This window comes from Niabella sp. (assembly GCF_030150205.1).
Classification (GTDB): domain Bacteria; phylum Bacteroidota; class Bacteroidia; order Chitinophagales; family Chitinophagaceae; genus Niabella.
Genome location: NZ_JASLGT010000008.1, coordinates 306,809 through 333,516 on the forward strand (window position 1 = coordinate 306,809; position 26,708 = coordinate 333,516).

Genomic DNA, 26,708 nt, shown 5'->3' on the forward strand with positions numbered 1-26,708 from the left:
CAAAGACGCGGTGGTTTCAATGTGACGGCGCCATAAGCACAACCAGGCTTCTGTGTTTCTGAGGCGCTGTGGCATTCCAACCAACTCAGTATTTCAGTGGCCTCCAATAAAAATGCGGAGCCATCAAGACCCCGCACTTCAAAACAATTAAAAAACACCATTTATGCTTCCTCGATGGCCGCAATACCCGGAAGTACCTTGCCTTCGAAAAACTCCAGCATGGCACCACCACCGGTAGAAACATAACTTACTTTATCTGCAAAGCCAAACTTATTTACCGCCGATACGCTGTCGCCGCCACCTACCAGTGAGAAAGCGCCGTTCTGTGTAGCCTCCGCCACCGCTTCTGCAATGGCCTTGGTACCTGCCTGGAATTTTTCCATTTCAAACACCCCCATCGGACCATTCCAAAGAATGGTTTTGGAGTTTTTGATCACATTGGTAAATTGTTCGCGGGCGTTCTCGGCCACATCCAGCCCCATCCAGCCATCGGGGATGGCATTGCTGGGTGAAGCCGCGGTATCGGCATCCGCCGCAAATTTATCAGCAATAATACTATCGCTGGGTAAATGGATGCATACGCCTTTTGCGGCTGCTTTGGCCAGGATCTCTTTTGCGGTATCCAGCCGGTCTTCTTCGCAAAGAGAAGCACCGATATGTCCACCCTGTGCTTTATAAAAGGTATAGGCCATACCCCCACCAATGATGATATCCGTAGCTTTTTCCATCAGGTTTTCTATGATCAGGATCTTATCCGAAACCTTTGCCCCGCCCAAAATCGCCGTAAACGGTTTCTGGCTTTGGGTTAATACCTTTTGGGCGCTGTTCACCTCGTTCTCCATCAGCAGGCCGAACATTTTTTTATCGGCGGGGAAGAATTTTGCGATCACAGCGGTAGAAGCATGGGCCCGGTGTGCCGTGCCAAAAGCATCGTTCACATATACATCGCCCAGTTTGCTGAGTTTTTCGGCAAAGGCTTCATCCCCTTTTTCTTCTTCCTTATAAAAACGGAGGTTCTCCAGCAGCAACACCTCGCCCGGGCGCAGCATGTCTGCGGTAAGATAGGCCTGCTCACCAATACAATCATTGGCAAACAACACGGTGGCACCGCCCAGCAATTCGCTGAGATGGTTTACCAGGTGTTTGAGGGAAAACTTATCCTCCGGACCGTTTTTTGGGCGGCCGAGGTGCGACATTAAAATCACTTTACCACCATCTGCAAGAATCTTTTTGATGGTTGGAACGGCGGCCTTCATACGGGCATCCGAAGTAATTTCCAGCTGGTCGTTCAGGGGAACGTTGAAATCGACCCGTATCAGCGCTTTCTGATCCTTGAAGTTATAGTTTGAAAATTTTGACATTGTTAACGGTTTTGAGATTTGAGTCCCGATAGCTATCGGGATGAGATCTGAGATTTGAGCACCGGTAACTGCCGGAACAGGGCCGCCACATGCACATCAGTCAAACTGAGCGTAGCAACAAAGATGCCATTTGTCCTGCAGCCGGTCTAATACACTTCGTCATTGCTCAGTGTAAAAGAAAAAAGCGGAACAAGCTGTTCCGCCTTTATTATTTATGTAAGCTTTACTTGCTGATCAGTTTCGCAAAATATTCAACCGTGCGAACGAGCTGCGATACATAGCTCATTTCATTGTCATACCAGGAAACGGTACGTACCAGTTGTTTGTCGCCTACCGTCATCACTTTTGTTAAAGTAGCGTCAAACAAAGAACCGAAATGGGTGCCGATTACATCGCTGCTTACGATTTCATCTTCATTGTAACCAAAGCTTTCATTGGCAGCTGCTTTCATTGCTGCATTGATCTCTTCAGCTGAAGTTTGCTTCTTCAGTGTTACGTTCAGCTCCGTGATAGAACCGGTGATGGTAGGCACACGCTGTGCGCTGCCATCCAGTTTTCCTTTCAGGTTGGGTAATACCAAACCGATTGCTTTTGCCGCGCCGGTGCTGTTGGGAACGATGTTGGCTGCAGCTGCTCTTGCTCTTCTCAGATCACCTTTAGGGTGCGGTGCATCCAGGGTATTCTGATCGTTGGTGTATGCGTGGATGGTGGTCATGATACCCAGTTCGATACCGAATGTATCATCCAGTACTTTAGCCATCGGAGCCAGACAGTTGGTTGTGCAGGAAGCACAGCTGATGATGGTTTCGCTGCCATCCAGGATATCGTGGTTTACGTTAAATACAACGGTTTTCAGTTCACCGGTTGCAGGAGCAGAGATGACTACTCTTTTTGCACCCGCTGCCAGGTGTGCTTCCGCCTTTGTTTTATCGGTGAAGAAACCGGTACATTCCAGTACTACGTCTACATCATGATCTTTCCAGGGAATCTGGGAAGGATCTTTTTGTGCATATATTTTAATTTCATTACCGTCAACGATAATGGAGTTCTCAGTGCTTTTTACATCTTGATTAAAACCACCCTGAGCGGAGTCGTATTTTAACAGGTGAGCTAATACTTTAGGGCTGGTCAAATCATTGATGGCAACCACGTCGATACCTTGTTGGTTGTAGATTTGACGATAAGCCAAACGACCGATTCTGCCAAAGCCGTTGATGGCTACTTTTACTGTACTCATAGTTGTGTAAAAAATTTAATTAAGTAAGAACAATTTTTGGAGGCGTAAAGTTACAGCATTTTGTACGGAATACATATTAAACGATTTCGATTTTTAGCCCTTATTTTTTTAAAAGCAATTATTTTTTAATTTTTTTTTGGCCAATCCATTTTAGTCTGTTATCTTTGCACTCCCAAAAACGGATAACGCCGCGTTGGTCAAGGGGTTAAGACGCATCCCTTTCACGGATGAATCACGGGTTCGATTCCCGTACGCGGTACAAAGCCGGGCTTTTCAGCCCGGTTTTTTTATGCCAAAAATTGCCGTATTGCTGCTGCCGGGGATCGATGGCAGACCAGGGATCAGGTTGAGTGGCTCTGAAGGCTTTAATTTTAGCGTTAAAAGGTTAATTTAAGGATACTTTTAGCGTGGGACTAAATGGATCCGGCTGCTGTTCGAGAAACATTCAATCCCTGTCCTTAATATCATACCTGAAAGAACGGCATCGATTCACCATCTTTTTTTAAGTGATTAGAACGCTGCTGAAAATTTGTTTTATAATCGGCTACAAGTTGTTTTATGGGGTGTAAAAACTATTTTTGATTTTATCTTTTTATACAATCAAAAGCAACAACAAGGAATTGATTTTATAAAAAAGCAATTACATATGCAATGAAAATAAAACTCTTTTTTTTTACGATCTGTATAGCATTTACTTCTGCAACCACGGCGCAGGAGAATACTGCAGCGCTGATGCCGCTGCCTAATCTGATAAAAACGCCGTCAACTGCCGGCAAGCTCGATATCCGGTCGGCAACAAGCTTCCATTATAATGCTCAGGCACTCGATTTTGCAGCTGCTCAATTAAGCAGGATCCTGCAACAAAGACTGCAGCTGGCACTAAAGGCCGAACTAAACACAACCGCTGCCAGCGCTCTTCCGGTTCAATTGTTATTGGATCCCGCCATAAAAGGAACAGAACATTATATTTTAGAGATCACAGAAAAGCAGCTTTTGATCAAAGGCAGCACTGCAGCAGCTGTGCTATATGGTGTATACACACTTGACCAGTTGCTGATGGGTGACGTAGCCGTGACCCAACAGCAATTGATTTCTCCTGTTTTCATCGATGATAGCCCCCTCTTTCCGCTACGTAGCCTTATGCTGGATCCGGCCCGTCATTTTATACCCGTAGCAGCTGTCAAAAAATATATCGACCAGATGGCCCGATATAAATTCAATGCATTACAGCTCCATTTAACGGATGACCGGGGCTGGCGGGTCGAGATCAAAAGCCATCCAAAACTAACGCAAACAGGCGCTTTCCGGAAACCGAAAGAAAAAGCAATGGTTGGTGATAATGGTTTTTATTCCCAGGAAGAAATCAGGGACCTGGTTACCTATGCCGCCACACGTAATGTAGAAATCATACCAGAGATCGATGTTCCGGGCCATACCGTTGCGATGCTTGCCGCATACCCCGGTTTAAGGTGCGATTTTCAAAAAGACGCGGTTCTCGACATCAATACAACCGAGCACATGATGTTATCTGCAGCTAACCCGGAGGTATATGCCGTGCTGGACGATGTGCTGAAGGAGATTTCACTCCTGTTTCCTTCAAAAAAGATCCATTTGGGCGGCGATGAATCTGACATAGCATCAAATTGGGCAAAAAGTCCCGAGCATCAGACTTTAATGAAGCAACTTGGTTATAATGAACCGGAACAGCTCATGCAATTTTTCTTTAACAAGGTGCTGGCGTCTGCAAAAAAATATAACCTGCACGCAATTTTGTGGTGTGAGCTGGATAACGTACGCATGCCCGCCACAAGATACTTATTCGATTATCCTCAGAACGTGACGCTGGTGAGCTGGAGGAATGGGCTAACGCCAAAATGCATTGAACTGACCGGCATTCATAAGAATACGCTTATTCTGGCTCCGGGAGAATACTGTTACCTGGACTATCCACAGTATAAAGACGATCTTCCGGAAAAAGGTAACTGGGGGATGCCCATTACAACATTGGAGCAGACGGCAAGCTTCAAGCCCTTATATGATCTGCCCGCAGACAAAACGGATCATATCATTGGCATTATGGGTACCGTATGGGGAGAAGCCGTACGGGATATCAACAGGGCAAACTATATGACATGGCCGCGCGGACTGGCTTTGAGCGAGGCGGCCTGGACCAGGCAGGAACTGCGCAGTTGGCATTCCTTCAAAAAAAGAATGTATCCCAATATTTTGGAATTAATGAAAAATGGCACGCCGGTAAGAGCGCCGTTTGAAGTATTTGATAAATGAGGAACTGGTAAAAGCCAGACCGATCATTTATAGTTGCCATCAAAATTCCTTGATCTTCTCCCATACCGCAGCAAAAAATTACTTTTCCAGGAATTCCCCAGCGTTTCAGTTGATCTGCAAATACAAACAGCGCCCCATCTACCGGTGCTGACCGCTTTGATCCCTTTTTTAGCTGAGCGAATTAGCAAATTTGCCGGTAATTTCTTAACAATCACGGTTAGCAAAGACCCGGCCATAAAACAGACAATGGAAATTAGAAAAGCAGACATCCAGAGCGATTTTGAGGGGGTTTGGGAAATTTTCAGAAATGTAATTTCAACAGGCGACACGTATGTATATGATCCGGACACACCAAAAGGTTTCCGGCACAAAAGCCTGGGATTTGTTGACACAGATAGCATGTTCAGGGATTTGACAAAGATTAAATAGTACCAGCAAGAGGGAACTAATATCTAAATTAATCCGGGCATCCTTTTGAAGCAACCACTTCTTTGTTTAGTCAAAAAATCCCGGCAATCCAATAAATTTGTCACTGCTCTTATAAAATATAGCCGGAGTACAATTATGAGCTGGCCGGCAAAAAACTCCAAGATAGATTCCGAAATCTAAGCAGCATTTGTATCCCCTTTACACCACAACCTCAGCCTAAGCTTTTCAAATCACAGCCTGTTTTCAGCCGGTGGATGCAATTGATCAATCACCTTTATACAAAGTGTGTGTTCCTCCTGTTACAAGCCAATTGACAAAGCATGATGAAACACATTCCCGGGATCCCATTTTCGTTTTACCTGCTGCAGCCGGGGATAATTATCCCGGTAATATAAGGTTTGCCAGGGAACACCAGAATTATTCCATTCCGGGTCAGCCAGATCGGTATCCGGATGGTTAATCATACAACCACCAGCCTGCTCATTGGGTACCGGAACGCCGCCGGTAGCGGCAAACAGTTCTTTGTAAAAATTGCGCACCCAGTTAACGCTGGTTGCTTCACCCTGCGGATCAGCCCAGCCGGTATTGCAGGCAATATCAAGAATACAATCCCTTTGGGCCGATGCTGTAGCCCCCGGCAGCACGGCATTTACCTGGCCGCCATAGGTTGCCATCCCCATTCCCCCGCCTACCGGATCTGTGCTTGTCAGGTATTTGTATATCGTCCGGATCTGATCATCCGTAAACGAACGGCGCAAAAAAGCATCTTTAATCTTGGCCTTCACTTTATCGTACCCGGGCTGAAAAAGCTCGGGGAAAGGGTTCAGCGCAAATTCCAGCCATGCGGTTTCTTCTATTTCCTGCGAATAAGCAATCCCCAAAGGACCGATCGTCGATGCCAGGTGCGCTTCAATAAGCGCTGCTGCCGTTGTACCTGCAGTGCACACCCCTTTCATTTCCAGCTTGCCAAGGTTCCGGTGATTCAGGAATAGCAGACTGAATAACTGTCTGTAGGAGGATTCGGGGGCACTATTAATCTCTGCCCACGCCCCAAAATTTTGAACCAATTGCGAAAACTGCATTTCGCTAATGTCACTCCAATTCCAGGATACCCTAAATGTTGTAATCGTTGCAGGTGCTTCTGGAAGCGCCGTAGCGGGGTCGGTACCATCCCTTCCCAACGTCCTAAACCAGTAACGGGTAACTACCCCAAAGTTTCCGCCGCCGCCACCTGTATGCGCCCACCAGAGTTCCCGGTTAGGATCCGTTTCTTCTCGTGTTGCAATAACGCTTTGAGCCTTACCGGATGCATCTACCGTAACCAACTCAATCGCATAGAGATGATCTGCCCCCAATCCATATTCCCTGCAAAGGAACCCAAAAGCGCCGCCCAGTATATGGCCGCCAATTCCGATGTTTGGATGCTCACCGGCAGGCAGCACCACGCCCCAGCCCAGGAAAAGTCTCTTATAGGTTTCACCGACGGTAGCTCCTGCCTCCACTACAAAAGCTGATTTTTCAGTGTCATAGGCGATCGCTTTCATAAGGGACATATCAATGACGATTTGAACAGCGGGATCGGATACAAACCCCTCAAGACAATACCCCCCGCTTCGGACAACGATTCTCTTTTGGGTATCGATGGCGTCCTGCACGGCAGCTACAACATCGGCCGTAGATTCCGGAAGATAAAAACACTCGGGCTGTCCCATAAACCGCTTATTAAAACGCTTTACGTTCAGGTCAGGAAAACGGACGTCATTTAAGGTTATCTTTTCCATATGTCAATTTGAAGACATTAAATTTACCAGCAGATCCCGGTTATTATATCTATAACAGGAATCCATTGTGCCTGCTTATTTACACTGTAAAATTAAGTGCACCAGGAGGAAAACACAAGTGTAAAACATGACATAAAAAGGGGTAAAAGCGACAAACGGACCAGTCCAACCAACTGGCTGAAAAATACAATGGAGATGTATTATACTATAGCGGCAATTACGATGCGATTTCCACATCTGTATATTGTGTATATACGGCAGCCGATAGTCCAGGCGTGATCAGCTTCCGAACTTTTGTGTTAACGCTTTGTAATGCTCAGTTTGTTCCTTCCCGGTTCCAGGCCTGGTATCCCGGAGCGGGCCCTTTTATCTCCACCCGGTGTTTCACCTCCCCGGCTACCATTGCCAGGCATACATTTACCTGATCATCAAAGAGCACAATATCTGCATCCTTGCCTGCTGCCAGCTCGCCCTTTGTTGCGCTTATACCCATAATACGGGCAGGGTTCTGCGTCATCATTTTTACGGCATCCTTCAATGGCACGCCGGCTTCATGGATCATCGTACGCACCAGGCGGTCTGCTGTGGCCACACTGCCCGCAAAACCCGACCGGTCCGGCAGCTTGGCCACCCCATCTTCTATGATCACCTTTAGGCCGGTATGGATATTCCCCAATATGCTTTCGCCCTCCGGCATGCCCGCGCCCCGCATGGCATCGGTAACCAGGGCTACCCGGTCTGGCCCTTTGATCTTACAGATCAGCTTCAACAGCGGCGGAGGCAGGTGCACGCCATCCGCAATGGCTTCCACATCCATTTCATCGATCAGGTAACCGGCTTCTATGGCACCTGCATACCGGAATGCATTCCGGCGGGTAACCCCGCTCATGGCCGAATAGAAATGTGTGGCCAGGGTGTAACCATTGTTGAAGCCTTCCAATACCTCCTCGTAAACAGCATCCGTATGTGCCAGCGCCAGTACTTTTCCTTTTGACCGTACATAGCGCCCAAACTCGATGGCACCGGGCAGCTCCGGTGCGGCGCTCCATCGTACGATATCATCTGAATAATCCAGTATTTTCCGATATTCCGCGGGATCGGGGTTACGGATATATTTCGGATCCTGCGCTCCCCGCTGGCTCAGTGCAAAATAAGGTCCTTCCAGGTGCATGCCCATCAACTGTGCGCCCTTGCTGTTCTTCCGGCTGGCCTCTTTAAAGGAATCGAGCGTGGCAAAAAGATCACGAACCTCGCTGGTCAACGTGGTCGGGTACATCGCAGTAGTGCCATAACGGACATGGGTTTCTGCAATGCCCAGGAACGCTTCCACGGTGCCATCCATAAAATCGTATCCACCACCGCCATGCACATGCATATCTATAAACCCAGGAGCAACATAGTGCCCGCGGGCATCGATGACTTCGGCACAGGGCGCTTCGATGGGTGCGTTGCTGATAGCAACTATTTTACCGTTATCAACCAATAGGCTTCCACCATGAATGATCTCTGCAGGTGTAATAATAGTGCCATTTATAATTTTCAGCATACGGTTCTTTTAATATGTAAACTCCTTTATTCAACGTCTCCTGCTTTTCGTTCGCCCCGGCATTGCGGCCGTATCAACGATCCTTTTTATAAACGATACCACCTCCCCGCTTTTTTCGGTTTCAATAACCCGGTAAGCCGCATGCCCTTTCCCTTCCATGATATGAAATTCAGACAGGCGGTTGCCGGTTTCTTTCATTCGTTGCTGCAGGGCTGCCGCATAGGCTACATGGATGGTCTGATCCGCACTGCCATGATACACCAATACCGGCGGCGCATCTTTTTTAATAACCGCAGCATCCTCCAGTCCGCCCCAGAAATCGATCACCCCGCTGATCTTTAATGGAAGTGCCGGTTTTACATATGCCACATACAGGGCCGTCATAGCACCTGCAGAACCACCGGAGACCATTAGTTTTTGGGCATCCATTGAATAATGCGCCGCATGATCCTTCAACCATTGCAGGGCAAGCGTTGCATCGTCGGCCGCTATACCGATGGCTTTTTGAAGCTCCGGATGAAAGCGCCCATCTGCCGGCAGCCCTTTACCCATATTGGCACCCGCGCCTGCTCCTGCATTTTTATGGTATTTCAGGTACAGGCGGTAATTGACGGAAACAACCGCGATCCCCGATCGTGCAATTTTTTCACAGAGCGTTGCATTGCCTCCTTTATCGCCACCGGCAAACCCGCCGCCATGGATAAAGACCAGTACCGGCCATTTTTTACCGGACGGTTCTTCAGGAATGTACAGGTCGAGCGTCCGGTCACAACCCGAATCCTTATCAAAAGGCGCGGGAGGCATGGGCGCATACCGGATATTTTTAATACGCGTTACGGTACTTTCCTCCGATTGTGCGAACACCGGCACCGTAGAAAAAAGTACGGTCATTATAAAAAGCAGGCCACTGATGGTTTTTAATCTTTCAGCATACATAGACGGGATCATTATTGCTTTAAAAAAGTGTCAAAAAAAAGATATGCCGCTTCGTTGGATGCGTCATCCGGATCATGTTTAGGCCGGTTGGTCATGGCTACCCTGTTGGTATATCCTAATAATCGATTTACCCGGATCACCTGGTTGAGCGCCGTCCACCGGTCTACAGGATCAGAAGACCCGCCCGATACCAGGAACGGGCGCGGGGCCATTAAGGCCATGATCTCATGCAGGTCATAACCTTCTTTGATCAGTTTAGGATAAAGGCCTTTCGCATCCGTCGTGTTCCCGTTCTTTCGCCAGGTATCTTTCCACGGTGGCGGATAATAACCCAGGTACCAGGGCTCCCAGTAATTGACGGCACTTCCTTTTGTATCATCAAATACCACGCCCGGGTCTGACCATACGGCGCAGGCAAATTTATCGAACAGGCAGGAAGCGAACATCGCCCATTTACCACCGAATGAATGTCCCATGATCCCGATCCGCTTATGATCAACATAAGGCAATCCTGCCAAAAGATACCAGGCATTTGCTGCCGTACAGGCCAGCATCGACAGCGGTGCTACCGTTGCCTGTTCAATGGAAGGATAATAAACCGAGTAGGTGCCGGCCCTGGAAGCTTCGGTGGTACCTATAGAAAGGGTAACATAGCCTCTTTTAACCAGCTGATAGGCAAAATCGCGGTTGGGCTTCCCGTTCCCGATTGCCGTTTCCGGTTCATAAAACGTTGTTATTACAGCCGGCAGCTTCCCCTTTGCTTTGGGCACACAGAGGTACGCAACGGTTTTTTCATTGGGCGTCCAGCGGAACCGGATCCGGTATTGTGTAAAACCCTCCTTTTGCGTGGTTTCCAGCACTTCCAGCTGCTGCTTTTTTATCAATGCCGGCCACCGGCCCATCAGCTGGTTCCAGGTGTCTGCAATTTCGGCCCGCCGTTTCTTCCATGCCTGCGGGGTTAAAACGGTGTCGCCATTATAAAACCGTAACAGCGGCCGGTAGGGACCAGGGCTGTCCTTTAATGCAGCGGGCGGGGAAAAGTACGGTGCTATACGATCATCGACCGCATCCTTTGCTGATCGCTGGCCATTTACCACGCCCGTTACACCAACGAAGAACAGCAATATAAGCGGTATATTTTTATGCTTCATATCTGGCTTTTATAGTATCCTTTTCTTTTTATTCTTTACTTTTTTTTTGTTACAGCAGGAGGTATATATCACCGGATTTGTTGTTAAACCGGTGCAGGTCGCGAAGACCCATTTCCGTCAACCTATGATCTGAGCTTATGGTTCTCCCTGATTTTACCACACTGCTGATCCGTGAAGACACGCATCTGGGCACCTAAACCGGTTACCCATCTTTTTTCCGGGTTCTCCGTTCCTGTACGGCCGCTTCTGTGATCGAATCCGTGTTGTTATGACCCCAACGGCTTCTTATAAAATTGAGTACTGCAGCGGCTTCTTCATCGCTCAGGAATTTAAACGACGGCATCCGGCTGGGGTTGTCTTTCGTACGCTTTCCAAACAAAAACACATCGATCAGCTGCTGCGGCTGATTCAGCAACGGCGTGGTGCGCAAGGCCGGAAATGTACCGGGCGTTCCTGCCCCATCTTCCTTATGACAGCTGGCACAGTAAACGGTATACAGTCCCATGGCATTTTCCTTGCTGACCTTTGTTTCCGGTGCTTTTCCCCGGAGCTCTTTGGCGGTAACGCGATCCACCCGGGTAATGCGGATGATCTTGTCGTCATCTGCCGCCGGTTTACTATAAGGATTCCAGTCGCGGTTACTTGTTGAAAGGTAAACGTCTCCCTCAGGCGATACACAAACCGCCCTTAGCCGGCCATATATTTTATCCAGGTAGATGGTTTCTTTTACAATGGCTTGGCCATCTTTTGAAAGATGGAGCACCTGGAGATTCCGGTCTTTTAAGGAAACCAGCAGCAGGCTGTTTTTCCATTCAGGGATCTTTGAGTGATTATAAAACGCCATTCCGGAAGGAGCGATGGTAGGCGTCCAGGCCTGTAACGGATCAATGGCTTTTGCGCTGTCTGCAAATGCTTTTTCATCCGCGAGGTTGGCAGTCCCCTCGATGGCAGACCATCCATAGTTGCCGCCCTTCCGGATCAGGTTTACTTCATCATCTATTGCATCTCCGTGCTCCGACGTATACAGCCGGGCACTATCTGAAAACGCAAGTCCCTGTATGTTCCGGAATCCTTTGGCCCAAACCGGGCTTCCGGGTACCGGGTTGTCTGCAGGAATGCTGCCATCCAGGTTAAAACGCAGGATCTTTCCCTTAAGATCTGCTGCACTCTGGGCACTGCCCTGCTGCGCCCCATCGCCGGTGGCCCAATACAGTTTTTGATCCGGCGATATGGCTACCCGGCTGCCATAATGCCCGCGGAAACCGGAAACCGCGGCAATGATCTTAGGCTCAACGAGCGTATCTTTCTGAACCAGGTACCGCACCAGCTTTAAACCAATGCTATCCTTTATGGCAAACGTAGAGGCCGCAAATAAGTAAGACCGGCCGGTTGCAGGGTCTGGTGCAGAGCATACCATACCCAGGAGGCCCGCAGTGGTCTTGCCGGCAACATCATGCATCCGAAGCAATAACTTACGTTTCCCGGTAGCGGGATCCAGCCGAAAAATACGTCCTTCCTGTTCATTATACCAGAGTGTGTTATCTGGCCCCCACATGAGCTCCCAGGGCACTTTGTTATTTATTGAAACCTCCTGCACGCCCAGGATGGATGTATCCAGCATTATATTAAACCGGGTTTGCACATGGGGTTGCGCCTGCCGGCATTGACAAAGGATACAGCTTACTGCTACAGCAAATGCTCCTGTTATGATGGCAATACCGGTCGTTCTTTTTTTCATTGTTGATCTGGTTTATGGTTCATTAATTTTTCCAGCAGCCAGGTATCCATCCGTACCCGTTGCTCCGGGGTATACTGATGTCCGGACGCTTTGACAATGAGTAGTTCTTTGGGTGCCCTGATCGTATTATAAACCGCATAAGCGGTTGTTGGGGGGCAGGTTTCGTCGTTGAATCCCCAGCTATAAAAGCCGGATATGTTAATCAGCCGGGCAAAATTGGCCATATCATAATATTTAGAAGTTTCTACTTCGTCTTTGGTTACCTTATCCGTATCCTTAAGCATATGCGGCCAGCCGCCGGTTCTGCCATATAAATAACCGGTTAAATCAGCCAGCCCTGGAAAATAGGCTACCATATATTGAACCCGGCGATCCAATGCCGCCGTTGCAATGGTAAGCGCCCCACCCTGGCTGCCTCCGGCTACCGCCAGGTGCTTTCCATCGAACTGGGGTAAGCTGTACAAAAAGTCAACGGACCGGATGCATCCCATAAATACGCGCTTAAAATAATAGCGATCCCGGTTATCATGATCAAATAACGGGTACCCTTTCAGCCTTCCGTTTGCGATGGCTTTATAGGCACTGTCCGGAAGTGTGAAGGGCAGCCCATGAATGCCGATCCGGAGTACGATCAAGCCTTTTTCAGATAGCGCAATATCCGGACTATAACGCCCCACACCAGCTCCCGGAACTTTTAAAACCGCCGGATACCTGCCTGCTTTTTTGGGCATGCTTAATACCCCGTAAATACGGGATCCCGGCTGGTAATTTTGCACACTTATGGTGTATACGTTTACCGTTCCGGTGCACTGGTCAGGCAGCAGGGTCATTGTTGCATCCATCGGTATCCGGCCGGCATCGGCCTTCGCTTTATCCCAGAATGCCACAAAGTCTGCAGGCATCGATGTGGTGGGCCGGATCTGCTCCGGCTCAAAGGCCGCTGTGGCCAGTCCGCGGTAAGGCGTACCATCCATATTAACCGTAACAATGCAACGCAAAAAACCAGGCATCTTCAACGATCCGCCATCAACCACGCCGCTGCCCTTTTTTAAAACCAGGTCGCCCGTTATCAGGGGGGCCATGCGCTCCAGGCCCACCTCATACGTAACCCTGATATCCTCCAAAGGTTTGTTATCCTTTGTTACTTCAATTGAAAACAACGCTTTTTCACCCGTCTTGTAAACCCAGTCTGCATGATCTGCCACTACCTTAACCACTACAGGCTGCGCAGCAACGGCGATCGATGTTACAACCCAAAGAAGGCTGGCAGTCATTAATTGTCTAAAAAGTTTTTTCATAAAAAACAGGTTCAGCTACCCATTATACATTTAATTTCCATGGCCTTCTGTATTCATACGAAAGTAATTTATTGGCTTCTTCTGAATTTGTAAACCGTTCGTTTACCGCATCCCACTCCAGTCTTTTTTTTGTTTGCATGGCAATGGTACCTAAATGCGCCATCGTTGTGGAACGGTGCCCTGTTTCCAGCGTGGCCCAGGGCTCTTTGCGCGACTTAACACAATCCAGGAAGTTCCGGATATTACTAAAGGTACTGTTCTTATAGCCGCCTCCGGGGAATGCAGGATCATTCTTATCCAATACAAAATTTTCCGCCGGCATCGGCGATGGCCAGGTCTGGAATTGTCCGGGTTGGGCAGGCACCACTTTATAATCATCCTCTCCGGTATATAAGGTTCCGTTGGTGCCCCTGAGCTCCAGAAAGCCCTGCGGCACAAAACTACCGCTGCTGGCTTCCAGGATCGTTACCGTTACTAAAACACCGGATCCAAATTCGTAGGTCACATGCATGGTATCCGGAATCGTACGATCATCATCCAGCACATATTTGCCTCCATGTGCACTAATGGCAACCGGTGCTTCTTCGTTAATCAGCCAGCGGATCAGGTCCAGGTAGTGAATGCCATTATTTGATAACTGGTTGGCGTAATCATCCCACCAGCGGAACATATAGGGGGCTATATTGTATTGATACGGCCGGTAGGCCCGGGGGCCCAGCCACAGATCCCAATCGAAATTTGCGGGAGGGGCCTCAGGCTTCTGCTTTCCGATACCATTGCGGAACATATTGCTTACATGGCAGCAGGTGCCAAACGTTATTTTTCCTATCTTACCCGCCGGTATTTCTTTGGCTAGCTTTTGAAATACGGGCGCCGCCCGCCGGTTGAGTCCCACCGTAATGATCTGCCTGCTGTTCTTTCCGGCGTTTACCATCGCCCGCCCTTCCTGAATTGTTTTCGATAACGGCTTTTCCACATATATATCTTTCCCGGCCCTGATGGCATCGATGGTTTGCAGGGCATGCCAGTGATCGGGAGTGGCAATACAGACGGCATCAATACTTTTATCATCCAGCACCTTCCGATAGTCTGTAAACTGCTTTACCTGCCCGGGGAACTGCTCGCCCATTTTGGGAACCTGGGCAGGCGTAGCCTTTATATAGCGGGGGTGCACCTCCGCATAGTTACGCGTAACATACGGTTTGTATACATCACAGAGCGCTGCTACCTCGCAGTCCGGCTGCTCCATAAATAAATGCAATAACTGGGTTCCGCGGTTGCCTACCCCAATGAAGCCGGTGCGTACCCGGTCATTCGCCCCGATAATCCTCCGGCGGGAATCAATGAACGGTGCCGCAAATGTTGTTGAACCGACTCCTGACACGGTTATGCCGGTCAACGCCAGTGAAGACCTTTTTATAAAATTCCTTCTGGTGGATTGTATGGTCATACGCTTATTTTTATTACCGGGTTGTTAAATGTTTTATTGTGCCTCAGGATAACAGAATGCGGAATGCTCTATCAATGCCCTTTCCTTAAGCATTTTTTATGGTTGCCGCAGATACGCTGATTGCGCCTGCGGCGCTTTTCTGCGACATTGTTGTAGTTAAAGCTGATACCAAATCTGCGCATCTGCGGCTTTAAGGAAACGACATTGAATGCGCCATCACCATCCCGGGTTTTGCTTCAGGTGATCATTCAACAAAATTTCGCTTTCCGGGATGGAGTTCAGGTAATCCCTGTTCAATTTAAACCCATACCCCGAAGGAAGGGATTTCTGGAACGGGTCCAGGAAGCCCTGTTCATCTACCGGGAAGGGATTTTTTGCAATCTGCGAAGCCTTGAAGCCTTTGGGCCGGGTACCCACGATCAATTCGTCTGCCGCGGCCCAGCGGGCAATATCATTCCAGCGGAAACCCTCTGCAGCCAGTTCTACCCTGCGCTCGCGGCGGATCTCGTTGATCACGGGCGATAATTGCGGAAAATCCCATTTCGGATCCGTAACAATGCCCGAGATCAGCAGGTTGGGCATCGCCACCCGGTCGCGCAACGGTTTAATCGACTTGTCGATATCTGCCTGTGTAAGCGTACCCAATTCGGCTTTGGCTTCTGCATAATTGAGCAGCACTTCTGCATAGCGGTAGATGATGCCGGGCGACTCTTCATATTGCTGCACATGGTAGGCCATTGTGGGGTTATATCCTTTCTGGATGATGTAGCCGCTGGGCGCATTATAATCGGCCGCCGTATTGAGCTGCGCATAGGCACCACTCCAGTTTTCGGTACTGCCATTTGCCTGGATTTTCCAGACCTGGTCGGGTGTGGCAATGGTTTGATAAAAGCGGGGATCCCGGTTCTGGGCTTCCTGCGCCAGTGTATTGTACCCCTGAAACTGGTCGTTGCCGGTAATGGGTTTGCCGTTGGTGCAGAGGTAGGCATCGGCCAGTTGCCGGGTGATGGTCCGGTTGGTGGGAGTGGTCATCCGGTAAAAGCGGTCATTTGTAAAATCCGGATCCCCGCCCGTAAGGCTGTTATCATACTTTCGCCAAAACATCATTTCACTATTGGTACTGTAGTCCATCAGGGCAAACAGGTCCTTGTAGTCAGACTGGGGTTTACCGGTACTGTACACGCTGTATATTTTTGCATCGATCACCTTACCTGCCGCTTCGGCTGCCTTTGCAAAATATACCTCGGGTTTAGCGTTTTCCACGCCGAAGGGGGTGCCGGCATGGTACTTTTCCCAGGAGCCTTCGTACAGGGCCACACGGCTTTGGATCAGCAAAGCGATCCAGCGGTTGATCCGCCCGGCGCCGGAGGTTTTATCGGCGGTCAGGTACAGGGCAGCAGAATCCAGCTGACCGATGATAAAATCAGCAACGGCATTTCGCGGATCCCGTGGATTAAACAACTCGGGTGCATCAACCGCCAACTCTTTTGTAACGATCTGTATCGGTCCATAACTCTGCAATAACTTAAAATAGATCAACGCCCGGAAGAAATAGGCTTCCCCCAGGTATTGCTGGTATTGATCAAGCTTATAGCCTTTCTCTACTCTCCGGTAATTATCAAAGAAGAAATTGATCCGGCGTACATCGGTAAAACTAATCGTACCGGAAGTAGTAACAACCCGTGTACCCTGGAGCCGCAGGTTGGGTGTATTGGTTACCTGGTTATCGCTCTCGTAGTCGCTCCCGTGATTTTCATATTTGGGAAAATTGGCCGAGCTATAGAACGAATTGATATAGGTACGCATCTGGTCGGGCGTTTCAAAAAACACATCCGATGTGGTGGCATCCAGGGGCTCGCGATCCAGGAAATTTTTATTACAGGCACTGATCAGCAACAGGGCCGGTACCATTATGATAATGCAATATTTTTTCATGATATTCATAGTTACATATTAGAAGGTAAGATTCAGTCCGAATGAAAGTGCGCTGGTTTGGGGGTAAATCATCCCGGCGGTTTGATACCCTCCGAAACTCCTGTCTGAAGCGATCATCGTTTCAGGATCAAACACTTTGGGCACACTGGTGATCAGCAACAGGTTTTCTCCTGAAAGATATACCCGGAGGTTACTGATCTTTATTTTGCGCAACAGATCTGCCGGCAATGTATAGCCCAGCTGAACGTTCCGGAGCCGCAGGTAGGCAGCGTTCAGCAGGTACCGGCTTTGCACCTGGCGGTTTTTATTGGTTTCTGCCGTAAAATAGGGCTTGGCCAGGTAGGCATCGGTATTGGGTCCCAGAATATTGGTCTCATCAGCAGGACGCCAATAGTCCAGGTTGGGCGAGTGCTTAAAAACGGCCGATCCGCTCCAGGCGGTAGTCAGGCCCCAAAATACCGGTGAGTCCGTACCCGGGTAATAATCCTGTTTTCCTACACCCTGCCAGAACATCGAAAAATCGAACTGCCTCCAGTTTACACCACCAGTGATGCCGATATTATATCTTGGCTGGTTATTACCGATCACCACCAGGTCGCCATGATTGCTCAATGACCGCTGGCCATCGTTAATGATACCATCTCCGTTCACATCCTTATATTTCATATCGCCCGGCCCCCAGGTACTCCAGTATTTGGATTGATCGGCCATGGGTTCACCGGGGCTCTGGATCAACCCGTCGCTGATAAAGCCCCAGATCTCCCCCACCTGTTTGCCGTTATACCAGGTATCAATGCTCCCCTTATCATTGCGGTAGCGGAGGATTACGGAGCGGTTATCGCCAAAGCTTATACCGGCATTATAGCCAAACCGGGGCGATACCTGGTCCTTCCATGACAACACCAGTTCAAACCCGGTGGTGGACAGCTTTGCATTGTTTGTGGGGGGAGCGACGGCACCGATCTGATATGGCAGGCTAAGGGCAGGCCCCACCATATCATCCGTGATCCGTTTGTACCAGTCGGCTGTCAGGTTTAACCGGTTATTCAAAAATGCCGCATCGATGCCCCCGTTAAAAGAGGTAATGGTTTCCCAGGTCAGATCGGCACTTTTCAGCAAGGGAACATTGGCAAAGGGTGGCCGCACACCGTCAATGATCCAGTTCAGCTGGCTGCCCGTAGGTACCGTGGCCAGGTAGCGGTAGTTTTGTTCATTTAAAAGGCCGGTTGCAATAATATTCTGGTTCCCCAGTTCTCCGTAGGAGGCCCTTAATTTAAGGGTATTCACATAAGGTTTGATGGGCTCCCAGAAACGCTCCTTTGAAATGGCATACCCAATGGCCCCCGCCGGGAAAAAGCCCCAGCGTTTACCGGGCGCAAATCTTGAAGACCCGTTATACCGCGCACTGAATTCTATAAGGTACCTTTCGTCAAAATTATAGTTAAGCCGGCCAAAGACCCCCTGCGTGGCCCAATGATAGATCTGGTCACTTACCACCCGCGCCCCCAATGAGCCGCTGATGGAAGGTACATCCACATTGACGAGGTTGGCACCGGATCCGCTCAACCCGGTATAATAACGGTATTCCTGCTCATAACCCGCCAGCGCTTTAAAATAATGCCTGTTCACTTTTCTTTCATAAGAAGTTGTTCCATTGATAAGGGTATAAATATTCTGGGAAAATGCCGATGCATAGCCTGCAACAGGTTTCCCGATATTGGCAAACTGGCCGGTGCCCAGTTCCACCGGTACCGGCTTTGGATTGGAGGTGCTCCGGTAGCCCTGGTTATTGTAGTTATAGGAGAACAACGTCTTCCAGCCTTTAACAGGTTCCAGCTCACCACCCAGGGTGATAAAAAAATCATTCGTATACCCCTTGTCCCGCCCGGTGCCCTGCAGGTACCGTACCAGCGGGCTTTGTACCGTGCCGTTGATATTATGAAACGGCATCATGGGGGCAAAGGTCAGCAGCCCGTTAAAGAAGTGCTCGCGCCCTACGGTCGTATAGCCGATGGGATAATCGGTTTTCCCGGAGGCATACTTTACGCTGGAGTTGAATTTGAGCCAGGAAGTAATCGTGGTATTATAGTTACCGATAAAATTCACCCGTTTATAGCTGTCGTTGCCCCACTCGTATAACCCGTTCTCATTTACATATCCGCCTCCCAGGTAATACTGGTTACGCTCATTGCCCCCGGAAACATTGATATTGTGTTTTTGGTTGAAGGCATAGTCGCGCATCAGCAGGTGCGGCCAGTCGTTATTGGCGTTCCCGTCCCGGCGGCCGCCAAACAAATTATCAATCGGCTTATCTGGGTTATACTCGTAGGGGAAGGAACCATTTATATAATCCTGGATGCGTTTCATTTGCTCTTCACTGTATACGGCGGTAGCCTTGGCATTAGCAGCCGCCTGGTTGTATGCGGTAGCCCAGGTATAGGCGTCTGCAAAGCTGGGCAACCGGACCGGGCTCTCCCACGACAGGTTGTTGGTATACTGGATATTGACACCGCCGTTCCTGCTGCCCTTTTTGGTGGTGATGAGGATTACGCCAAACGGGGCCCGCGATCCGTAAATAGCAGATGCCGAGGCGTCTTTCAATACGGAAACACTTTCGATCGATTCCGGGTCCACATTATTGATGTTCATTTCCACCCCATCTACCAGGATCAGCGGTGAAGCATCCCCCTGGATGGAACCCATCCCCCGGATGTTCCAGTTAGCGGCGGAGCCCGGCTCACCGCCCCGCATATTCATGGTGATATTGAGGTTGGGTGAAGCACCTTTTATCAGATCACCCACATTATTTGCCGCGCGATCCTTTAACCGCTCGCCGGAAATCACATCAATCGAACCCGTCAGGTTGCTTTTCTTCTGTGTTCCATACCCCACCACTACCACTTCATCCATGGAACTCTTTGATAATTTCATCGCAACATCCACTGTTGTGGAGGCGCCCACCTCCCGCCGTATGGTATCCATCCCTATATAAGTAAATACCAGCCACTTCCCCGGGCTGGCCGAAATGGTGTACCGGCCGCTCTGATCCGAAAGAGCGGCGTCGGCGGAGCCTTCCACATTTACCGTAACACCTTCCAACGGCGTATTACTCCCTTCCTGTGTGATCGTTCCCGTAACCGTTCTTGTTTGTGCATTCAGCTCAAACCGGGTTGCGCCTGCAAACAAAAACCCGAGAAGCAGGCATAGATACATGAGGTTCCTTTTTTTCATGTGTAACAAGTTTTTCGTTTTGTATTTATTAAGGGTCCCGGTAACCGCTCCAACAACCTTCACGGCTACCGTTTTTTTCTGAAACATGTTTTGAACCGCTGCCCGGAAGCCGGTACCGTGAAAACCGGTGCGCCTGAACCGATGCGGTCTTTATCCTGTTCATTTTTGTTTGAAAGCAATCCTTTCTTTTATTTAAAAAATATACTGATATCGCCCCAGCCGCTCCAGCCTTTGGATGCGGCTCCATACCTTGGAAAGCTGCCCATGACCACCCGGCCCGTTATCTGTTCGTTTATATTATTGCGGATCTTTATGGCATCAGTCCGGATACCAAACTGCTGCAGCAGCAATTTTTTCTTTTCCGCTGGTTGTCCGTTATCCAATATAGCTCCCTCGGCGGCGCTTAGCAGGTAATGCTTACCGGCCGGATCAAAACCATAATGATGAAACGCGATAGCGTACCTGGTATTCCTGAAACGATTGCCGGTAAATGTATAATGGGTGGCAAAGGTTTCATCGCCGGGATCGATATCATTGAAAAGCGGAACCGAAATAAACGGGTAAGCCGGGAACATCCCGGTTCGTACAAAAGTGGAGTTGGTAACGCTGCCATAATCGCAATGATCCCGGAAACGAACATAATCCCCGGTAGCATCTTCAAAATAGCAGTCCGTTACCTGAATGTTGGACGCATGATGCGCGTGATACATAAAGTGTGAATGGCTGTCGATGCCCACCCGTTTAAACCGGCATCCCTTGTATGTTATGGCAGCCGTTCCGGGCTGATGCGCGCCGGTTGCACCATAAATGATGCCCCGCATATCCGTCCAGGAACAGTTTTCGATCCGGATATCGCGGGTGGTTCCCTCTTTTCCGGAGGTTATCTGAAGGGCATACCCCAGCTTCCCGTTCCCTGTAAAACTAAAATTACGGATCACCAGGTTCCGGGTATTACGGATCAGTATCAAAACGGGTTGCTGCTGGTAACCAACCGGAACGGTGAAGACCGTTTGCCCTGCTTCTCCTTCCAGTATCAGCCGGTTTCTCTCATTTCCCATTTCCGCCAGTATCCATGCTTTTTCAGTATACGCCCTCCGGTAATCGCCTCCGGAAAATTTTACGGTTACGGCTTCTTTTTGAAGGAGGCTCTGAATACCTGTCCAAAAGCCGGCATCTAAAAAATCGGCTGCCTGGCCTGCTGTTAACCCGCTGCCATCACCCTGTTTACCGGGGGCCGCATAACGGGTAGCCGCATTACCCGGCAATGCAGTAAACAGTATCCATAAGACCAACAATCGTTTCATTTTACGCTCTTTTTTTACAGTGGCCTGTTGTTTTATTAAACAGATCAATCGATCGTTTCCTTTGGCGGCAAATTCCGCCCGGCCCCTACATAGCCCTTGTTCTGATTGATGATCCCCTGCGAATTGGCATCAATGACAGTTTGCGGTACCGGCCACAACACATGGTAGGGGCTCAATGTAAATTCATCCCCGGCAACGGTTTTGACCCCTTTGTTAAAAAACTCTGTTTTTTCCATCATCCGGTCATACCAAAAGTTTACTTCTGAAAAGTTCTGCGCAGCATACACTTTACCGTTATAGGCCGCTTTCCCTGTTTTTACAAATAAGAACGCGATCCGCGTCAGCTCGCATTTCCGGGGTTCTTCGTAGAAAAGCTCCCTGGCCCGTTCATCCAGGATGGTTCCGATATTCAATGCACCGGCATCGGTATAAGATGCAGCCCCGGCCCGGTTCCTTACGGCATTGATATCGGCCAGTGCCAATGCATTTTCACCCTTCCAGTAATGGGCTTCTGCGCGGAGCAGGTAGGTTTCTGCCAGCCGGAAAATATACCAGTCGGTATTTCCGCCGCGCGGCTGTACCCGTATAGGATCGGGGATAAACAATTTGTAATGCGGCCATCCCCCACACCAGTTACGGATGGTATCCTTTGTCAGTAAGCGGCCCTGGTCATCTTTAAGCTGTAAAGGCTTTCCATAGTAGGAATCTTTCCCTTTTAGCTGGGGGTTATTATATACCAGGTCTTCCATCCGCATCCAGTTGCCCGGTGCATGCCGCAGATCATTGGCATCATCCCAGATCATACGGGTACTGTAATTGGTGCCGCGTCCTTTATTTACGCCGCCTCCTACCCGCTCTACCTGCGGAATCTCCAGGCCGTTGACCTTGGAGCACCCTACGTTCCCGTTCGGGGTCATGATGGCATTGGTGGTATTGCCCCAGTTGGGCGTAAAAATATACATCGAGGTCATACCGGCAGCCACATTTCCATCCATTCCATACCGGTCGATCACCGAAAATATTTCTTCCTTATTCACCGCACTTGTTTTATTCAGCGGCCGGTGCAGATCCCAGATCACATTTCGGGCCGGATCACCGGCATCGGTTCCAAACCGGGCCGTCATCAGTTTATAGTTTCCGTCAATCACTTTTGAAGCGGCTGCAATGGCTTCATCAAACGCTCCCAGGGCCAGGTAAACCTTTGTCAGCAAATGATAACAGGCTGCCCGGGAAACCTTTCCTTTATCAATGGTTTCCGGTACCCACTGTATAGCAAACTCCAGGTCAGTTCTCAGTTTCTTCAGGATCGCCTCCCGGGTGGTGGAATAAAAGTCCAGCTGGGGCGACACGATCTGTTTTGAGATCCAGGGCACATCTCCAAAACGGTTTACCAGCAGGTAGTACCAGAAGGCGCGGTGAAAATAAGCCGTTCCCAAAACCGCATTTTTCTCCGGCTCCCCGGTATAGGTCGGTTTGTCGATATTATAAATAACCAGGGAGGCACTTTTGATGGCATCATAGGCTTTGTTCCAGCAATCGCCGATGCGGTTGTAGCTGGGATCGTTCAGTACGCCATCGGGAATCACCAAACGGTTCATATCCCTGCTGGGGAAGGTTTTATCCGTAGTACCGTCGATCATCGACTCGGTAAACAGGTACTCCGTAAACATGGCAGGCGCAAAAGTGCCATCCATATAATGATCCCGGATGTTCCGGGTACTGGCGGCCAGCACCGCATACATGGCTTTAGCATCTACCAGGGTTGCATCCGGCGTGCTGATGGACAATGGTTTCGGGCTCAGAAATTCTTTTTTACAACCAACCGCAATGCAGATCACGGTAAAGAAGACCATTCCTTTTATAGATATCAATAACCGGTTCATAATAAAATCATTTAAATTTTTCTACAATGAAAGATTCAACCCAAATGTTACGTAGGACGGAGTGGGGCCTATATATTCCGGATCCCAGAATACATCATTCTTTGTAAATACAGCCACGTTCCTGGCCGAAACATTGAACCGTAACTGTGATAGTTTGGCACGTTCCAGCAACTTCCTGGGTACGGTATAGCCGATGGAAATATTATCGAGCCGTATAAACGAAATATCCTGCCATACATCGAACGTTACCCCTCCTACATTTGAGTTGAGCCGGGCATAATCATTGCGCGGGTGCTCCGGCGTCCAGTAGGGGATGGTAAATGAGTTGTACCGCTCCAGGGTAATGGAATAGCTGTGTTTTGCCTCGTTGAACAAGCGTTTATGTCCCCAATAGGAATAGGCGGAAAACGAAAAATCAATATTCTTAAATAGCTGGAATTCGTTGCGCAGCGTAAACCGGAAACGCGGCTCAGTATACCCCTGGAATTGTTTGTCGGCATTGGTAAATGCGTAGTCCTTATTCACATCTTCCAGCCTCATATCGCCGGGTGCGAGCTTGTACTTTGCGGCCTCCGCTTCTTCTCCCTGCTGCCATACGCCGGCTACTTTAAAACCCCAGATCGCATCGATGGCATGCCCTATAAACCATTTATTGAGCAGGTCATCCGCTTCCCGCTGTCCGATTACATTACCCTGTGCATCCAGTATATTCATTTTATTGCCATACAAGGCAACGATCTTATTCCGGTTCATTGAAAAATTGAAGGTGGTGTTCCATGAAAAATGATCCTTTATCATATTCCGCGACTGCAAACTCACCTCAAAGCCCCTGTTATTCACCTGCCCCAGGTTAGCCGGTACCGATGCGTACCCTGTAACGGAAGGCAGGGCCCGGTTTACCAGCAGGTTATTGGTCATCATGGAATATCCTTCCAGGCTTCCGCTGATGCGCTGGTTAAACAACCCGAAATCCAGCCCCAGGTTGAGCGACCGGGTACGTTCCCATTGCAGGAACTCATTTCCCATGGCATTCGGGTACAGGTACGACTCCTGGTAGGGGTTGCCGCTGGCATCTACATAAGTGATCAGCCCGTTGGTTAAGGTGGGCAGGGCATCATAGATCCCAACGGAGCGGTTGCCTGTTTCGCCCCAGGATGCCCGCAGCTTTCCGTAGCTGAGCCAGGGCATTTTCATAAACGGCTCATCGGAAAAGACATAGCCCAGTGCAACCGACGGAAAAGTGGCCCGGGGGTTGTTGATGCCAAATGCCGAATAGCCATCCCGGCGCACGGTTCCGGTGATCATATACTTCGATTTAAAGGAGTAGAACAAGCGGGCCATATATGCATCCCCCGTGCTATAGGAATCGGAGCTGGTGAGCTTCGTTACCGTGGCGCCTCCCATATTATGATAGCCCAGCACATCGCTCGGCACAAATCCACGTCCATCCATCGACTGCTGCCAGGTCTGGTATTTTTCCGCATTTGCCAGTAAGGTTACATCAAACTGATGTACCTTATCGATCGTACGGCTCCATTTCAGCAGGTTATCTACCTGCCAGTTAAACCCGCTGGAGGTATTGCGCACGGCGATACCGCCCTGCACTTTATACTCCGGGTGCTGCGACATATTGTGCAGGTAGAGTTCATTATTGGTGAACCGCGGTGAATAATATACCTCATAGGAAATGCCCAGCGGCAGCGATAATTTGGCAAACAGGGTATTATCAAGCGACTTATAGGTATAGGACCGTTCGGTATAATACCGGTCGATCAGCGGGTGCCGGTTTGCAACCGCGTCATCGATCGGGTAGATCTTATACGTGCCATCCGGATTGGTCGGCTGCCCCCAGGGAGAAATACCATTATACTGCCCCCAGGCAACCGGTGCCCCGCTCTCATCCCTTATGGAGAACATGGAATTGATCCCTACCATTAAAAAGTCTGTAACATTGGCATTTAACCGCAGCCGGCTCCGGTATACCGAATAATCATCGCCAACAACAGCGCCTTCATTCTTATCATGGCCTACCGACCAGTAATAATTGACCCGGTTCGATTTGCCGGAAAGGTTGGCATTATAACTCTGTTGCGATCCGGTGCGAAAGACCATCGCCTTCCAGTCTGTACTTTGACCTTTAACATAGTTTTCCCGTTCCACCTGCGACATGCCCAACCGGCGCAGCCAGATATCGGTAGGGTCGCCCTGGGCATTATCAAACGCCCGCCAGTCGGCCAGTGTAACACCGGCCGGTAGTTTATTGGGGTCTTCAAACACATAGCCGGGGGCCGTCCGGTTACCACTTTTCAGCACATCCGATCGCCACTTAATAAATTCATACGGGCCATACACATCTTCCGAACGGAAAAGATCCACTATTCCCCTGGTAATATTGACGCCGATCTTCGGTTTTTCCGTACGCCCCAGGCGGGTATTGATAATGATTACGCCGTTGGCGGATTTAGCACCAAAAACCGCGGCAGAGCTGGCATCTTTCAGCACATCCATCGATTCGATATCTGTTGGATTGATATCTGCAAGATCCCCGTTATAAATTACCCCATCCAATACGATCAACGGATCCGTTTTGGCCTTCAGGGTCCTGCGCCCCCGGATCTCAATGCTTCCCCCGCCCTTTGCGGAGGTGGTTAACCCGATGTTGAGACCGGCCACATTGCCCCGCATCAGTTCCTGGATATTCCGCGGATTTTCAATTTCCAGCCTGGCGGTTTTTATGGTGCTTACGGATCCCGTGAGGTCTCTTTTCCGCATCGTTCCATACCCTACCACCACAACTTCGTCCATCGAGCTTTTTGATACGTTCATCACCACATCCACTGTTGCAGATGTCCCGGCTTCGATCCGTACCGTATCCATCCCGATATAGGTAAACACCAATACGGCAGCAGGGCCGGCGGCAATGGAATACCGGCCGTTCTTATCAGAGATGGTGTTACCAGCTGTTCCTTCCACATCTACCGTAACCCCCTCTAAAGGCGCACTACTTCCTTCCTGTGTAATTTTTCCCGTAATCGTTTTTGTTTGTGCATGCAGCCGGAAATGGGTTGCACCCGCAAGCAAAAACGAAATAAGCAGACACCCGTACAACAGTTTTCTCTTTTTCATTTGTGACAAGTTTTTC

General features: G+C 49.4%; 16 protein-coding genes and 1 tRNA gene. 3 read left to right on the forward strand and 14 right to left on the reverse strand.

Annotated elements, in window-relative coordinates; translation table 11 throughout:
• Positions 1-161 precede the first annotated feature (161 nt).
• Together Q1V85_RS06015 and gap are read right to left on the reverse strand one after the other, a co-directional pair.
• Positions 162-1,361: a phosphoglycerate kinase gene (locus Q1V85_RS06015; RefSeq protein ID WP_300598380.1), complete on the reverse strand. Its 1,200-nt coding sequence runs from the start codon at positions 1,359-1,361 to the stop codon at positions 162-164.
• A 223-nt stretch (positions 1,362-1,584) separates the two neighbouring features.
• Entirely contained in the window at positions 1,585-2,598 is a 1,014-nt protein-coding gene (gene gap / locus Q1V85_RS06020) for a type I glyceraldehyde-3-phosphate dehydrogenase (RefSeq protein ID WP_300598381.1), read from the reverse strand.
• Between the two features lie 187 nt (positions 2,599-2,785).
• Here gap and Q1V85_RS06025 point away from each other — a divergent pair.
• From Q1V85_RS06025 to Q1V85_RS06035, 3 genes are all read left to right on the forward strand, one after another.
• Positions 2,786-2,857 (forward strand) — tRNA-Glu (locus Q1V85_RS06025).
• 392 nt (positions 2,858-3,249) lie between these two features.
• Positions 3,250-4,884, forward strand: coding sequence for a beta-N-acetylhexosaminidase (locus Q1V85_RS06030; RefSeq protein ID WP_300598382.1), 1,635 nt, complete (start codon positions 3,250-3,252; stop codon positions 4,882-4,884).
• A 33-nt stretch (positions 4,885-4,917) separates the two neighbouring features.
• The gene (locus Q1V85_RS06035; protein ID WP_300598383.1) at positions 4,918-5,313 is read left to right on the forward strand and encodes a hypothetical protein; all 396 of its coding nucleotides are present in this window, start codon (positions 4,918-4,920) and stop codon (positions 5,311-5,313) included.
• A gap of 299 nt (positions 5,314-5,612) precedes the next feature.
• On the opposite strand, the gene Q1V85_RS06040 is transcribed toward Q1V85_RS06035, so the two are convergent.
• The 12 genes from Q1V85_RS06040 to Q1V85_RS06095 all read right to left on the reverse strand — a co-directional run bounded on the left by Q1V85_RS06040 (position 5,613) and on the right by Q1V85_RS06095 (position 26,692).
• On the reverse strand, positions 5,613-7,094 hold the full coding sequence (locus Q1V85_RS06040) for an FAD-binding oxidoreductase (RefSeq protein WP_300598384.1): 1,482 nt from the start codon (positions 7,092-7,094) through the stop codon (positions 5,613-5,615).
• A 316-nt stretch (positions 7,095-7,410) separates the two neighbouring features.
• Complete coding sequence (gene nagA, locus Q1V85_RS06045) at positions 7,411-8,640, reverse strand: N-acetylglucosamine-6-phosphate deacetylase (RefSeq protein WP_300598385.1); 1,230 nt, start codon at positions 8,638-8,640, stop codon at positions 7,411-7,413.
• A 30-nt stretch (positions 8,641-8,670) separates the two neighbouring features.
• Entirely contained in the window at positions 8,671-9,576 is a 906-nt protein-coding gene (locus tag Q1V85_RS06050; protein ID WP_300598386.1) for a carboxylesterase family protein, read from the reverse strand.
• An 11-nt stretch (positions 9,577-9,587) separates the two neighbouring features.
• Positions 9,588-10,727 (reverse strand): prolyl oligopeptidase family serine peptidase, encoded by a 1,140-nt coding sequence (locus Q1V85_RS06055; protein WP_300598387.1) that lies wholly within the window; start codon positions 10,725-10,727, stop codon positions 9,588-9,590.
• 202 nt (positions 10,728-10,929) lie between these two features.
• The gene (locus Q1V85_RS06060) at positions 10,930-12,465 is read right to left on the reverse strand and encodes a PQQ-dependent sugar dehydrogenase (RefSeq protein ID WP_300598388.1); all 1,536 of its coding nucleotides are present in this window, start codon (positions 12,463-12,465) and stop codon (positions 10,930-10,932) included.
• Positions 12,462-13,763 (reverse strand): acetylxylan esterase, encoded by a 1,302-nt coding sequence (locus Q1V85_RS06065; RefSeq protein ID WP_300598389.1) that lies wholly within the window; start codon positions 13,761-13,763, stop codon positions 12,462-12,464. The genes Q1V85_RS06060 and Q1V85_RS06065 overlap by 4 nt, the downstream gene beginning before the upstream one ends.
• A gap of 22 nt (positions 13,764-13,785) precedes the next feature.
• Positions 13,786-15,213 (reverse strand): Gfo/Idh/MocA family oxidoreductase, encoded by a 1,428-nt coding sequence (locus Q1V85_RS06070; RefSeq protein WP_300598390.1) that lies wholly within the window; start codon positions 15,211-15,213, stop codon positions 13,786-13,788.
• A gap of 216 nt (positions 15,214-15,429) precedes the next feature.
• Complete coding sequence (locus tag Q1V85_RS06075; RefSeq protein WP_300598391.1) at positions 15,430-17,148, reverse strand: RagB/SusD family nutrient uptake outer membrane protein; 1,719 nt, start codon at positions 17,146-17,148, stop codon at positions 15,430-15,432.
• 18 nt (positions 17,149-17,166) lie between these two features.
• Positions 17,167-20,379, reverse strand: coding sequence for a TonB-dependent receptor (locus Q1V85_RS06080; RefSeq protein WP_300598392.1), 3,213 nt, complete (start codon positions 20,377-20,379; stop codon positions 17,167-17,169).
• A 188-nt stretch (positions 20,380-20,567) separates the two neighbouring features.
• Positions 20,568-21,683 (reverse strand): right-handed parallel beta-helix repeat-containing protein, encoded by a 1,116-nt coding sequence (locus Q1V85_RS06085; protein WP_300598393.1) that lies wholly within the window; start codon positions 21,681-21,683, stop codon positions 20,568-20,570.
• A 44-nt stretch (positions 21,684-21,727) separates the two neighbouring features.
• A complete protein-coding gene (locus Q1V85_RS06090; protein WP_300598394.1) occupies positions 21,728-23,566 on the reverse strand; it encodes a RagB/SusD family nutrient uptake outer membrane protein in 1,839 nt (612 codons plus the stop codon).
• 21 nt (positions 23,567-23,587) lie between these two features.
• Positions 23,588-26,692: a SusC/RagA family TonB-linked outer membrane protein gene (locus tag Q1V85_RS06095; RefSeq protein ID WP_300598395.1), complete on the reverse strand. Its 3,105-nt coding sequence runs from the start codon at positions 26,690-26,692 to the stop codon at positions 23,588-23,590.
• Positions 26,693-26,708 lie beyond the last annotated feature (16 nt).

Bases quoted from the DNA above. Each gene is read 5' to 3' on its own strand.
- Q1V85_RS06080 (WP_300598392.1), bottom strand. From the start codon at position 20,379: ATGAAAAAAAGGAACCTCATGTATCTATGCCTGCTTCTCGGGTTTTTG.
- Q1V85_RS06065 (WP_300598389.1), bottom strand. From the start codon at position 13,763: ATGAAAAAACTTTTTAGACAATTAATGACTGCCAGCCTTCTTTGGGTT.
- Q1V85_RS06075 (WP_300598391.1), bottom strand. From the start codon at position 17,148: ATGAAAAAATATTGCATTATCATAATGGTACCGGCCCTGTTGCTGATC.
- Q1V85_RS06030 (WP_300598382.1), top strand. From the start codon at position 3,250: ATGAAAATAAAACTCTTTTTTTTTACGATCTGTATAGCATTTACTTCT.
- Q1V85_RS06060 (WP_300598388.1), bottom strand. From the start codon at position 12,465: ATGAAAAAAAGAACGACCGGTATTGCCATCATAACAGGAGCATTTGCT.
- nagA (WP_300598385.1), bottom strand. From the start codon at position 8,640: ATGCTGAAAATTATAAATGGCACTATTATTACACCTGCAGAGATCATT.
- Q1V85_RS06055 (WP_300598387.1), bottom strand. From the start codon at position 10,727: ATGAAGCATAAAAATATACCGCTTATATTGCTGTTCTTCGTTGGTGTA.
- gap (WP_300598381.1), bottom strand. From the start codon at position 2,598: ATGAGTACAGTAAAAGTAGCCATCAACGGCTTTGGCAGAATCGGTCGT.
- Q1V85_RS06095 (WP_300598395.1), bottom strand. From the start codon at position 26,692: ATGAAAAAGAGAAAACTGTTGTACGGGTGTCTGCTTATTTCGTTTTTG.
- Q1V85_RS06040 (WP_300598384.1), bottom strand. From the start codon at position 7,094: ATGGAAAAGATAACCTTAAATGACGTCCGTTTTCCTGACCTGAACGTA.
- Q1V85_RS06085 (WP_300598393.1), bottom strand. From the start codon at position 21,683: ATGAAACGATTGTTGGTCTTATGGATACTGTTTACTGCATTGCCGGGT.
- Q1V85_RS06090 (WP_300598394.1), bottom strand. From the start codon at position 23,566: ATGAACCGGTTATTGATATCTATAAAAGGAATGGTCTTCTTTACCGTG.
- Q1V85_RS06050 (WP_300598386.1), bottom strand. From the start codon at position 9,576: ATGTATGCTGAAAGATTAAAAACCATCAGTGGCCTGCTTTTTATAATG.
- Q1V85_RS06015 (WP_300598380.1), bottom strand. From the start codon at position 1,361: ATGTCAAAATTTTCAAACTATAACTTCAAGGATCAGAAAGCGCTGATA.
- Q1V85_RS06070 (WP_300598390.1), bottom strand. From the start codon at position 15,213: ATGACCATACAATCCACCAGAAGGAATTTTATAAAAAGGTCTTCACTG.